Genomic DNA, 12,336 nt, shown 5'->3' with positions numbered 1-12,336 from the left:
ATGAATACAATAATCTTCACAGCCAAATGGAATGAATATCACCCAATTTTTAAGTACATGACATTAAGTTTTTCAAAAAAGAAGCGATAAATAAAAACTACAGATATTCTGATTATTCTATATATTGAATAAATCTAAATCATTTTTCATGATCAGACTAAAAATCTAAGAATTAGAAATAGCAGCTTGAAGCAAGGAGGCAATCAATGCCTAATTTCAAAAGACCTGAGCTCTTAGGTTTACTTTTTCCCACGGTATTGCTCATAAGTGTTTCCACTATCGTATCTGCACACACTGCACCAGTAGTGCTGAATACCAACAAAGCGCTTGTTTATCCAGATATAGATCCCAGTTTAAGTGAAAGCCTTTATCCGAATGAGGCTGCCACGGCTAAACAAATTGCCGACAGCATTGAAATGTCCATTCGCAAACAATATGCCACAGATCTCGCACTACGTGATGCACACCCTAAAGCTCATGGTTGCGTACGCGCAGAATTTCAAATAAATGACACCTTACCTCCCACCCTAGCGCAAGGTGTTTTCATTCCAGGGAAAACCTATCCAGCATGGATTCGTTTTTCTAATGCATCGAGTAATGCTAAACAGGCGGATATTAAAAAAGATGCACGCGGCATGGCAATCAAGCTTTTAGGAGTATCTGGTAAAAATCTTTCAGATGAACCTTCTTCTACCCAAGATTTCATCATGATCAACCACCCAGTCTTTTTTGCCAATGACCCCGCTCGCTATTTATCATTCATACAAGATATCAATAGTGACAAACTTCTAAAAAAACTACATATTCCTTTCGCATTAGGGGCAAAAGGCACTTGGATTGCCTTAAATACTAGAAATAAAATTTCAAATCCATTACAAGCCAGATACTGGTCTATGGTGCCCTATCAATTGGGATTAGGTAAGCAACGTCAGGCGGTAAAATATTCTGTTCGAGCTTGTTCGACCGTGCTTAGCCCTTTGCCTGCTAGGCCTAACAAGGATTTCTTAAGGGAGGCACTCCGCACGAGTTTGCAAGAAAACGATGCGTGCATGGAATTTTTAGTTCAACCTCGAACATCCAGCGCCATGTCCGTCGAAGACTCTATGACTGAATGGAAAGAAGACCAAGCCCCTTTCTACAAGGTGGCAACGATTCGAATTACTAAGCAAGTATTTGATACCCCAGAGCAAAATAATTTTTGTGAAAACCTCTCTTTTACACCATGGCATGCATTAGCTGAACACAAACCCCTTGGTGCGATAAACCGAATGCGTAAAGTTATCTATGAGCAGATTAGTCGCGTCCGACATGAAATGAATTCGACTGAAAGATTGGAGCCCTCATCCTAATAAAAATAAATTAAGGCAATATAGCTAAAGAAGGAGTCCTTATCGTTCTGAAACTTTCTCAACAATATATTGCCTTAAAGCATTAAGACAAAATGGATCAATGATGTGTTCAACTTAAGCATCTGCTGTAGGGCAACTGAAATCAAATATTTACTAAACATGTCCAAGCTTTGGAACAAAGAGGATTACCTATCCGATGTAAAGAATAAAATTGAGGAGCATCAGCCGAAATCTGATATAGTAGCCTACATCTCATGGGCTTTTTCCTTACCCTTCCCGACCTACTCCCACTTATACGGGTAACCAAACGGGTAACACAAGCAAGTCCAAACAAATTTTTTAAATTTTTTAGTAGGTTAAAGTGAAAATAGTCATTCTTAACAAGCCTTATGACGTTCTCTCTCAGTTTCGTAAAGACGAAGCGCATATGACAATGTCTGACTTTGTAGACGATTCAACTTTGCGTTTAGCAGGTCGTCTCGATATGGACTCTGAAGGCTTAGTTTTTTTAACTGACCACGGTGGTCTAAATCAATACATTACCAATCCTGCAAACAAAAAGTACAAAACCTATTTAGTTCAAGTTGATGGTGATGTGACTGAAGAAGCTTTAGAGCAACTTCGCAAGGGTATTGAATTAAAAGATGGCATGACCTTGCCAGCTAAAGCCATCAAAGTTCAACAGCCAGAATGGTTATGGGAGCGTGATCCTCCTGTACGTTTCCGCGCTTCTGTTCCGACTTCTTGGGTTGAAATTTCAATTTGTGAAGGTCGTAACCGCCAAGTACGTCGTATGACTGCTGCTGTCGGCTTCCCGACTTTACGTTTAATTCGTACTAAAATTGGCTCAATTGACTTGGTGCAATTAGGTTTACAACCGGGTGAAACCAAAGAAATTGAACCTTTACTGTACCCTGACTTTAAAGATGTACCAGCAGAAAAACCTTACCGTTCGCGTTCGTATGTGAAAAAGCCAGGTGGTACGGGTGGTAAGCCAATCGTTCGTAAGAATAAAGATGGTTCTACCAAAAAATCGGGTACGAAGCGTATTTGGCAAATGGACGAAAGCGAGAAGCCAAAACGTAAAACCAATGGTACTACACGTCCAAATACCAAAGCTCCGCGTGGTCGTGGACGTAGTGGTCGTTAAGATTAGATCATTTTAAAGCCCACGTCAGTGGGCTTTTTTAATAAATTAGTCCCGCTTATAAATAAAACATACTTCTTCGCGATCTAATGATTCTAATTCAGTTTGCATATATATTTCATAGTTATATTTTTCATTTATTGCATATAAATTCTCAAAATCAATCGTAATTTCAGCAAGCATAATTTGTTGCATATCATTAATATCTAAATTAATCTGATATAAATTCAATTTCACTTCCACAGTTTCTTTTTCACCAATTTGATCCAAATAAAATATGGCTTCTTTCATATTATTTCGAATATAAAACGCATTAGCTACTCCACCCAAATTTGTCAGATTAAACTTCACTTCAACAAGAAAATCATTGCCATCAGGATGACTAAAATATGTAAATCCACTATCTCTAATCACAAATATTGGCTTAACCGCCTTGTTGAGGGCATCAAACTGCTGCTTTTGAATAGCAGCCATTTCTTTTTGCTGCTGAACACTCTCTTTCATCTCATGAATCTGAAGTTGAAGTGCTCTTTCTTGTTGTTCTAGGGCTCTTGTATTTTGATCTAACTGATTACCTTGCTGGATATAGCCTAAAATCAGCCAAAAGAAAGCAATTGGTGCAAATATTCCTGCAAGAAAATCCCCCAATTCATTTAATGACTCCGGTGATTCCAAACTTCCAAAAAACCAAGTTAAACCAATTACGCCCAACCAAATTACTGTAATGGCTATAGCCCAATTCAAACTTTTCTTATTCATATTTTTAGCCAGTTTAAATATTTGTAAATATAAAAAAGCCGATGCATTCGCATCGGCTTTTTCACATCATCGACTAAAGCCGATTTTGCTAAACTTAAACAGTTTCAAGTGCAGCGTTAAGTGTAGCACTTGGACGCATTACAGCATTTACTTTCGCTGGGTCTACAGCGTAGTAACCACCGATATCTGCCGCTTGACCTTGAACAGCTGCAAGCTCAGCAACGATTTTTTCTTCGTTGTCAGCAAGTACTTTTGCAAGTGGAGCAAATTTCGCTTTTAACTCAGCATCTTCGTCCTGAGCAGCCAAAGCTTCAGCCCAGTACTTCGCTAAGTAGTAATGGCTACCACGGTTGTCTAACTCACCCGTACGGCGTGATGGAGACTTGTCGTTATCAAGTAACTTGCCAGTCGCTTGGTCTAAAGTTTTCGCAAGAAGTTTCGCCTGAGCGTTGTCTTCTTTAATGCCTAACTCTTCCAAAGAAACTGCTAATGCAAGGAACTCACCTAAAGAATCCCAACGTAAGTGGTTTTCTTCTACAAGCTGTTGTACGTGTTTAGGCGCAGAACCACCAGCACCAGTTTCGTACATACCGCCACCTGCCATTAACGGCACGATAGACAACATTTTCGCAGAAGTACCTAATTCCATGATTGGGAACAAGTCAGTGAGGTAGTCACGTAAAATGTTACCAGTTACAGAAATCGTATCTAAACCACGAGCTACACGCTCAAGCGTATAACGCATTGCACGTACTTGTGACATGATTTGAATATCAAGACCAGTAGTATCGTAGTCTTTCAAGTACTTTTGTACTTTCTTGATAAGTTCATTTTCATGTGGACGGTACGGGTCAAGCCAGAAGATTGCAGGCATACCAGAGTTACGCGCACGAGTTACTGCAAGTTTCACCCAGTCACGAATCGGTGCATCTTTCACCTGACACATACGCCAGATGTCACCTTGCTCTACATTTTGACTCATCAACACTTCGCCAGTGTCAAGGTCAGTAATGTTGGCAATACCCGCTTCTGAAATTTCAAAAGTCTTGTCGTGTGAACCGTATTCTTCAGCTTTTTGCGCCATTAAGCCTACGTTTGGCACAGTACCCATCGTTTTCGGGTCAAAGTTACCATTCCACTTACAGAAATTGATCATTTCTTGGTAAATACGCGCAAATGTAGATTCTGGCATTACGGCTTTACAGTCGTACTGTTTACCATCTGCACCCCACATTTTACCACCACTACGGATCATTGCAGGCATAGAAGCATCTACAATAATGTCGTTTGGAGAATGGAAGTTGGTGATGCCTTTAGCCGAATCAACCATTGCTAATGCAGGACGGTGTTCTTGGCAAGCATGTAAATCTTCAATGATTTCTTCACGTAAAGAAGTCGGTAAAGTTTCGATCTTTTCATAAAGACCTGCCATACCGTTATTTACGTTAATGCCTAGCTCATCAAATAATTTGCCGTGCTTTTCAAATGCATCTTTATAATAAATTTTAACGCAGTGACCAAATACGATTGGGTGCGATACTTTCATCATGGTTGCTTTAACGTGCAACGAGAACAAAATGCCCGCTTCGCGGCAGTCTTCGAGTTGTTTCTCGTAGAAGTCACACAGTGCTTTTTTGCTCATGAACATTGAATCGATAATTTCGCCATCTTGAAGCGCAACTTTTGGCTTAAGAACGATCGTTTCACCAGAGTTGGTGATCAATTCCATTTTCACGTTACGCGCGCGGTCAAGCGTCATCGATTTTTCGCCATGGTAGAAGTCACCTTCTTCCATGTGTGAAACGTGAGTTTGAGACCATTGCTTCCACTCGCTCATTGAGTGCGGGTGTTTTTTCGCGTAATTCTTTACTGCAGCAGGCGCACGGCGGTCAGAGTTACCTTCACGTAATACTGGGTTTACAGCAGAACCAAGGCATTTACCATAACGTGCTTTAATCGCTTTTTCTTCTTCAGTCGTAGGATTTTCTGGATAGTCAGGAATCGCAAAACCTTTAGATTGAAGTTCCTTAATGCATGCAATTAACTGAGCAACAGAAGCACTAATGTTAGGAAGTTTGATGATATTCGTGTCAGGATCTTGTGTAAGACGACCTAATTCTGCGAGGTTGTTTGGAACCTTCTGCTCGTCGCTTAAATAGTCAGCGAATTCTGCAAGCACGCGTGATGCTACAGAAATATCACTTTTGGTGATCTCGATGCCAGCTGGCTTAGTAAAGGTTTCAATGATCGGCAGTAGCGAATAAGTCGCCAACAATGGCGCCTCATCAGTCAGTGTGTAAATGATGTTTGACTTTCCACCAGCCATATATAGCCCCTTGTGTTAAATTGAGTTTTAGAGAACCAGACTTTTGATCCAGTCCTACGAACCGATTGCTTAAATAAACCCTGAGAGTATCGGCCTTCAACGCTTCCCAGTCAACGATATATCTTGTGATAACGACATTTCGTAAGAAAATACCACCTAATCTGTGTGGTTTTTTTAAACAGTTTTTAAAGTCAGCCACTTAGATTCTGATCAGCAGATGTAATTGGATTGCTCAAGGATTAAGCTTCACCTTGGCGGCTCATGCTTATATTAAATCCAATATATGACAATCAAATAAATCCATCTGTTCCAAAACTGTTCAATTCTGTATTCAGTCTGAATATTGGTTGAACTTTCAAATTTCCAATTTTTATCAAAACAACTTGATCAGGCTGCATGATGATGCTAATTATGATTCATCTTACATATTTTAAATAATTAAAACGTATCATAAAGGACGGAATAATGGAAACCGCAAAAGGACTGGCTTTATTTAACAATGATCAAGTCATGCAAGAACTTGGCATCCGTTTAGTTGAACACCATACCTACTATGCCAAAGTCGAGTTAACCATCGAAAAACGTCATACCCAAGCACATGGGACTTGTCATGGCGGGATTATCTTTACTTTAGCCGATGGTGCTTTTGCTATTGCTTGCAATACCGGTGATTACCCTGCTGTCGGGCAGCACTGCAATATTAGCTATATTAAACCTGGGCACATTGGCGACACACTCACCGCAACCGCCGAACTGCGTTCACAAGCTGGACGTTCTGAATTTTATGATATTCAAGTTATCAATCAAAAACAGGAAACAATTGCTGAGTTTCGTGGTATTTCTCGCATACTCATTCCCTCAAAAAAGTAACCGCTCAATAAAGGGTTTAATCTGAGCAGCCACTTAGCGCATAGATTCGGGCCAGTTATGTCCTTGAATGATGGTTACATATTGAAATGTTGAATTTCACCTGATTGTTTAAACTAAAACCCTTTTAAGCTTGAGGATCAATCAGATGGTTAAATTTTTACTGCCACTTGTTGGACTGGGTTTCTCTTCTTTGTGCTTGGCACAGAATCCATTAAGTGTGCATGTACTCAACTTAGAAAATGGCTTGCCTTCTGCAAACGTCAAAGTTGTGTTGGAAGCACAGCAAAATAATCAATGGACTGAAATTAGTTCGGGCACCACAGATGAACAAGGACGGATTAGCGATCTTTATCCGAAAGATAGCACTTTACAGAAAGGCATTTATAAAGTCACTTTTAAAACAGGTGACTGGTTTCGCCAAAAGAATCAACGTGCATTTTTTCCAGAAGTTCCTGTGGTCTTCGTGATTGATGGTTCACTGGAGCATTACCACATTCCGCTACTCATCAGCCCTTACGGTTATTCCACTTATCGAGGCAACTAATCGCTCTTTAGCACATCGAGTTTAGTCACAAATGAAAAAGCCAATGCGTTAACGCATTGGCTTTTTATTGGTTTAAGGTATTTGCATTAAGCTTTTAACCAAGCCTCGACTTTCGCCTGATCTTCCACTTTAAGCTCTACAGTTGTTAAGTCCGTTTCGCCACCTTGAACTTCAAACTGCATTAACTCGTCACGACGGAAAGCAAAGATGCTAAAGCTGTCGTTACGTTTTGCATATTGAGCTAACAGCTTTTCGCTGGCTTTTAAGCCATCAATCGCAAGAATCACATCATTCGCAGAAAGCCCCGCTTTAGCAGCAGCACCGTCACGACGGGTTTGCTGAATCAGTACGCCTTCTGGTTTGTCGACGACTTTCATGCCAAATGGTAATGATTTGTCATTCTTCAAACTATAACTTAAACCAAACTCAGGGAATAATTGATCCAGCGGCAACTCATCAACGGTATTGATTAAATGGTTGATCTGCTCAACCCAACTGTCACCCGTCAGCTCTTGGCAGATTTCAAAAATCGTCCGCTCATTTACTGCAATGCCTTTTTGCGCATTTTCATACAATTTACGCATTAAGGCATCTAAGCTTGAACCACGTAAACGCAACCCTAAGTCCAAACAAAGAGCCACTAAGCACCCTTTATTGTAGTAGCTGGTGCCTGCATTATTTGAGTTTTCATCCTGACGATAAAACTTCACCCAAGCATCAAAACTAGATTCCGCCACGGTTTGCACATGACGACCCGGGTTTTGCAAGTAACGGTCAATCTGAGTTTTAAGCAGTTTTAAATAAGACTCTTGCGATACCACACCACTCCGCAACAGAATTAAATCATCATAATAGGACGTGAAGCCTTCAAAGATCCAAAGCAGCGTGGTGTAGCTTTCTTTATTCAAGTCATAATTAACTAAGTTTTCAGGGCGAATAAATTTCACCAACCATGAGTGGAAATATTCATGGCTGCACAAGCCTAAGAAGCGTTGATAATCTTCAGACGGTTCTTGCGGTTCATCTACCTTCGGTAAATCATTGCGCGGAATAATTAAACTGGTACTGTTCGGATGCTCTAAACCGCCATAGCTATTGCCAGTTGCCATAGTCATAAAGGTATAGTTGGCAAACGGTGCCGATCCGAACATTTTAATTTCAGTGGCACAAATTTTTTCAATGTCTTGCTGCATACGTTCCGCATTCATGGCATGTTGTCCAGACACCACAAATTCATGTGCAATGCCTTCTGCCTCAAAGCTAAAACGAGTTTGCTCTGCCAATTCAAACGGTGCATCAATTAATTCGGCATAGTTGGTCGCTTTTAAGGTATAGCGACCTTTGACCAAACTTTTAGATGCCAAGCCTGTAGCCAACTGAAAATGCTTTAATTCATCTGGCAAAAACAGTTCGACTTCAACTTCTTTATCTTCCTGACCTTCTAAACCTAAACACGCACAGGCAGGATTGACATATAAACGGTTCTGATCGACATAGGCACCACGCACAGACAGATCGTAGGCATAAACATCATATTCAACCGTAATAAATTCATGATCCGTGTTAAATAAACGCCATTTATTCTTTTCAAATTTCTGAATTTTTAAAACGCGCCCTGCTTCATCATAGGCACGTACTGATTCAATATGTTTCGAGAATTCACGAATCAGATAGCTACCAGGAATCCATGTTGGGAGAGAAAGGACTTGAGTTGGGTTCGCCAAAAAACGCAGTGTGACATGCACAAGATGCTGACGATAATCGTCAAACTCGATTTGATAATGCAACATAATAGGCAGTTCAAAATAAAATAATTGATCTTGCCAGTTAGCTTAGCATTTTTTTTAAAGCCGATGCAGAACTGTGTTATTTGTCTGCAAATCAGACTAGCCATCTGCACAAAAAAGGCATAGCATGCCCCCTAGTTTTGTCAGTTTATTGCTGATGGATTAGCTTGATAGGAATACCTTTGAAACGTTTCACTTACCTCTTCGCATTATTTGCTTTGCTGTGTACTTCTTTCGCACATGCAGCTCTTCTTAATCTGGTTCCCGAGAGTGTCCAAGCCGAATCATGGACGATTTTAGACACACAATCTGGACAAGTGATTGCTGAACATAATAGCCACGTGCAGCGTGCGCCGGCATCATTAACCAAAATGATGGTGGGATATATTGCGCTAAAAGAAATTCAAGCAGGTCATTTGCGTAAAGATGAAGTCCTCACAGCGACTCCCGTCGTTAAAACGGTAATGTGGGACGAATCGCAAATGTATTTGAAAGAGGGTGAACAAATTTCGGTAGACCAATTACTGGCTGGATTAATTGTAATGTCTGCCAATGATGCTGCGGTTACACTGGCCGAACGTATTTCGGGCAGCATTCCTAAGTTTGTTGAGCGCATGAATCAAGAAGCGAAAGCTTTAGGTATGAAAGACACGCACTTTCAAAACCCAGCAGGGATTACCATGCCCGAGCATTATTCTTCTGCCAATGACTTAGCACAGTTGGCTCAAGCGATTACCAAACAAACACCTAATTATTTGTACTACTCCAAACAACAAAGCTTTTCTTATAATCAACGCTATCATCACGCCACCAACTTGTTACTCAAACAAGACCCTAGCGTAGATGGTTTAAAAACAGGTTATACCAAAGCTGCGGGCTATAATCTTGCTTTAACCGCAAACCGTCCAACCATGAATGTAGATGCACCAAATCGTCGTCTGGTCGTGGTGGTGATGGGTACCAAAAGTGCTGCCAAGCGCGCGGAAGTTGCCCATGACCTGATGAATTTGGCTTACACTTACACCCGTAATGAAGTTGCAATTAAAGACAAGCAACTGATTGCTGAGCTACCTGTGGTCAAATCCACACTGAAAATGTTTAAAGTGCACACCCAAGCCCCTGAACTAATTACAACCTCCCTGTATGATCAGCCTTATGCGATTGACTTAAGCACCTATGACCGCACCAATCAACGCATTATGCTCAATACTGGGGATGGCAGTATTCGTCCAATTGAGCCTGTGCTGGAAACACGCACACATTTAAATGTCGAAATGAATGAACAAACCCTGACTGCGCCGCTAGCAAAAGTCATGCAGCTGGCAACCGTTCAGGTTTATCAAAACAATCAACTGTTACGTACCATCGCGATTGAAGATGACGTGCAAATTGATGAAGCCAATATTTTCCAGCGCTTCTTTATTTGGCTAAAGCATATCCTGCCTTTTTTCAGCACTGAAGAACTCAAACTAAAAATTTATCCACTGAATTAAATAGCAATGCTTTGGTCTGGTTTATGTAAGTTGTTGTAACTTGTAAAACAATTCCAACACATCCCCGATAAGAAGATGGCATGTTAAGCCATCTTCTTTTTTTTTATAATAAATAGGTCCATCTAAGAATGAACGAACTACATCATATTGTGATTGTGGGTGGTGGTGCTGGAGGATTAGAACTTGCCACCTTATTGGGAGACCAATTTGGCAAACATGCCAAAGCTAAAATTACTTTGGTCGATCAAAATCTTACTCACATCTGGAAACCACTGCTGCATGAAATTGCAGTAGGTGCCCTGAATGCGCAAACCGAAGAAATCAATTATTTTGCCCATGCTGCCCAGCACCATTATGAGTTTGTATTGGGGCGCTTTAAGGCTTTAGATCGCTCAGAAAAAAGTATTGTGCTAGAACACTCTTTTACAGCGAACAATGAAACACAGCGAAATTTTTCCCTCAGCTATGACACTTTAATTTTGGCGTTGGGGTCTACATCAAATGACTTCAATACCGAAGGCGTGCGTGAGTACTGCCACTTTCTCGATAATCGCGCCCAAGCCGAGCAATTTCAGCAACAACTTTTAGCCCTATATCTGAATGCACAAACACAGGCTGCTCTACCCGACCTAAATATTGCCATTATTGGAGCGGGTGCAACTGGCGTAGAGCTGGCGGCAGAACTGGTACAAAGCACACGTACTTTTCAGCAATATGGCTTGAATAAGATTGACCCGAAACGGGTAAAAATTTCCTTGATTGAAGCAGCTGACCGTATTTTACCAGCCCTTTCCGAAAGCCTGGCCCATCATACTCAGCATGAATTACAACGTGCCAATATTCAGGTGTTAACCCACAAGCGCGTCAACAAAATAGATGCGCAGCAGATTTATTTTAGCCATGGTGCCTCAATTCCCGCAGATTTAAAAATCTGGTGTGCTGGCATTCAAGCCCCAAAGGTTTTCCAGCAATTGACCGAATTTGAAAAAGACCATTTAAACCGTCTCAAAGTCTATGCCACGCTACAAACCAAAACTGACCCCAATGTTTTTGCTTTTGGGGATTGTGCGCATTGCCAACCGATTGCCAATGAACCCGTGCTGGGGCCACGGGCTCAGGTTGCCAGCCAACAAGCCCACTTTCTGGTTGATGCGATGTCGGCCCGCCTCAAGCAAAAACCGCAACCGATGTTTAAGTTTGCCGATAAAGGGGCTTTGGTGTCATTAAGTCATCATAAAGCTGTAGGAGAATTGCTGGGGCAAGTCAATGTACAGGGTTGGTTGGCTAAGTCGCTGTATATTTCTTTATATCGAATGCATCAAGCGACTTTACATGGCTATACTCGAACAGCATATTTCATAGCAAAAGACGCGATGAACAAAAAAATCGCACCTAAAATAAAATTGCATTGAAATTTTTTAAACTGCCCCGATAATCTTAAAAATGTCGTAAAAAAGTACAAAATGCAGTTTTTTGATGAAATTTAGTCAACAAAATTTGCATTTCACTTTATGATGTACCCTTAAAAATTGAATGGATCAATAACATGACTGCAATTGCAAATAACCACGTGGTTTCTTTCCACTACACATTGACTAACGCAGAGGGTGAAACTCTCGACCAATCTCAAGGTGAACCACTTGCATATTTGCATGGTGCGGGCAACATTATCCCTGGTTTAGAAAAAGCGCTTGAAGGTAAATCAGTTGGCGAAAAATTCACTGTAAATGTACCTGCAGCTGAAGGTTATGGCGAATACAACCCAGACCTAGTTCAAGAAGTTCCAGCGCAAATGTTCCAAGGCGTTGACAACATTCAAGCAGGCATGCAATTCCAAGCTCAAACTGATGACGGTGTTCAAATCGTTACTGTTAAAGCAGTTGAAGGCGACAACGTAATCGTTGATGCAAACTTCCCACTTGCTGGCCAAGACTTAACTTTTGAAGTTGAAATCGTTGAAATTCGTGAAGCTTCTCAAGAAGAATTAGATCACGGTCACGTACACGGTGCGGGTGGTCATCACCACTAAGATCGACCGATCGAAAAAGGCAAAGTTTAACT

The 12,336-nt window shown here is 41.0% G+C and carries 10 protein-coding genes; 7 read left to right on the top strand and 3 right to left on the bottom strand.

Annotated features, from left to right (window positions below; translation table 11 throughout):
- Positions 1-206: 206 nt before the first annotated feature.
- Positions 207-1,349 (top strand): catalase family protein, encoded by a 1,143-nt coding sequence (locus tag ACX17N_RS05235; protein WP_458891501.1) that lies wholly within the window; start codon positions 207-209, stop codon positions 1,347-1,349.
- Positions 1,350-1,710: 361 nt separating this feature from the next.
- The gene (locus ACX17N_RS05230; protein ID WP_458891500.1) at positions 1,711-2,499 is read left to right on the top strand and encodes an rRNA large subunit pseudouridine synthase E; all 789 of its coding nucleotides are present in this window, start codon (positions 1,711-1,713) and stop codon (positions 2,497-2,499) included.
- A gap of 45 nt (positions 2,500-2,544) precedes the next feature.
- On the opposite strand, the gene ACX17N_RS05225 is transcribed toward ACX17N_RS05230, so the two are convergent.
- Positions 2,545-3,255 (bottom strand): hypothetical protein, encoded by a 711-nt coding sequence (locus tag ACX17N_RS05225; RefSeq protein WP_458891499.1) that lies wholly within the window; start codon positions 3,253-3,255, stop codon positions 2,545-2,547.
- A gap of 94 nt (positions 3,256-3,349) precedes the next feature.
- The gene (locus ACX17N_RS05220; protein WP_458891498.1) at positions 3,350-5,581 is read right to left on the bottom strand and encodes an NADP-dependent isocitrate dehydrogenase; all 2,232 of its coding nucleotides are present in this window, start codon (positions 5,579-5,581) and stop codon (positions 3,350-3,352) included.
- Between the two features lie 465 nt (positions 5,582-6,046).
- Between ACX17N_RS05220 and paaI the strand changes: the two genes are divergently transcribed.
- Positions 6,047-6,451 carry a hydroxyphenylacetyl-CoA thioesterase PaaI gene (paaI, locus tag ACX17N_RS05215; RefSeq protein WP_458891497.1) on the top strand — a complete coding sequence of 135 codons (405 nt, stop codon included), beginning with the start codon at positions 6,047-6,049 and terminating at the stop codon, positions 6,449-6,451.
- Between the two features lie 145 nt (positions 6,452-6,596).
- Positions 6,597-6,995 carry a hydroxyisourate hydrolase gene (gene uraH, locus ACX17N_RS05210; protein WP_458891496.1) on the top strand — a complete coding sequence of 133 codons (399 nt, stop codon included), beginning with the start codon at positions 6,597-6,599 and terminating at the stop codon, positions 6,993-6,995.
- Positions 6,996-7,081: 86 nt separating this feature from the next.
- Here uraH and ACX17N_RS05205 read toward each other — a convergent pair whose 3' ends face one another.
- A complete protein-coding gene (locus ACX17N_RS05205) occupies positions 7,082-8,785 on the bottom strand; it encodes a M61 family metallopeptidase (protein WP_458891495.1) in 1,704 nt (567 codons plus the stop codon).
- Positions 8,786-8,964: 179 nt separating this feature from the next.
- Between ACX17N_RS05205 and ACX17N_RS05200 the strand changes: the two genes are divergently transcribed.
- The 3 genes from ACX17N_RS05200 to slyD all read left to right on the top strand — a co-directional run bounded on the left by ACX17N_RS05200 (position 8,965) and on the right by slyD (position 12,304).
- The gene (locus tag ACX17N_RS05200) at positions 8,965-10,275 is read left to right on the top strand and encodes a D-alanyl-D-alanine carboxypeptidase PBP6B (RefSeq protein ID WP_458891494.1); all 1,311 of its coding nucleotides are present in this window, start codon (positions 8,965-8,967) and stop codon (positions 10,273-10,275) included.
- Between the two features lie 128 nt (positions 10,276-10,403).
- Positions 10,404-11,687 carry an NAD(P)/FAD-dependent oxidoreductase gene (locus tag ACX17N_RS05195; protein WP_458891493.1) on the top strand — a complete coding sequence of 428 codons (1,284 nt, stop codon included), beginning with the start codon at positions 10,404-10,406 and terminating at the stop codon, positions 11,685-11,687.
- Positions 11,688-11,821: 134 nt separating this feature from the next.
- Positions 11,822-12,304: a peptidylprolyl isomerase gene (gene slyD / locus ACX17N_RS05190; protein ID WP_458891492.1), complete on the top strand. Its 483-nt coding sequence runs from the start codon at positions 11,822-11,824 to the stop codon at positions 12,302-12,304.
- The last annotated feature ends 32 nt before the right edge of the window (positions 12,305-12,336 follow it).

Source organism: Acinetobacter sp. GXMZU3951 (genome assembly GCF_054457875.1).
Note: the sequence above shows the minus strand (reverse complement) of the source record. Positions and strands in the feature narration are given on the sequence as shown.

Coding starts and splice junctions, on each gene's coding strand:
- ACX17N_RS05235 (WP_458891501.1), top strand. CDS start 207: ATGCCTAATTTCAAAAGACCTGAGCTCTTAGGTTTACTTTTTCCCACG.
- ACX17N_RS05225 (WP_458891499.1), bottom strand. CDS start 3,255: ATGAATAAGAAAAGTTTGAATTGGGCTATAGCCATTACAGTAATTTGG.
- ACX17N_RS05220 (WP_458891498.1), bottom strand. CDS start 5,581: ATGGCTGGTGGAAAGTCAAACATCATTTACACACTGACTGATGAGGCG.
- paaI (WP_458891497.1), top strand. CDS start 6,047: ATGGAAACCGCAAAAGGACTGGCTTTATTTAACAATGATCAAGTCATG.
- uraH (WP_458891496.1), top strand. CDS start 6,597: ATGGTTAAATTTTTACTGCCACTTGTTGGACTGGGTTTCTCTTCTTTG.
- ACX17N_RS05205 (WP_458891495.1), bottom strand. CDS start 8,785: ATGTTGCATTATCAAATCGAGTTTGACGATTATCGTCAGCATCTTGTG.
- ACX17N_RS05195 (WP_458891493.1), top strand. CDS start 10,404: ATGAACGAACTACATCATATTGTGATTGTGGGTGGTGGTGCTGGAGGA.
- slyD (WP_458891492.1), top strand. CDS start 11,822: ATGACTGCAATTGCAAATAACCACGTGGTTTCTTTCCACTACACATTG.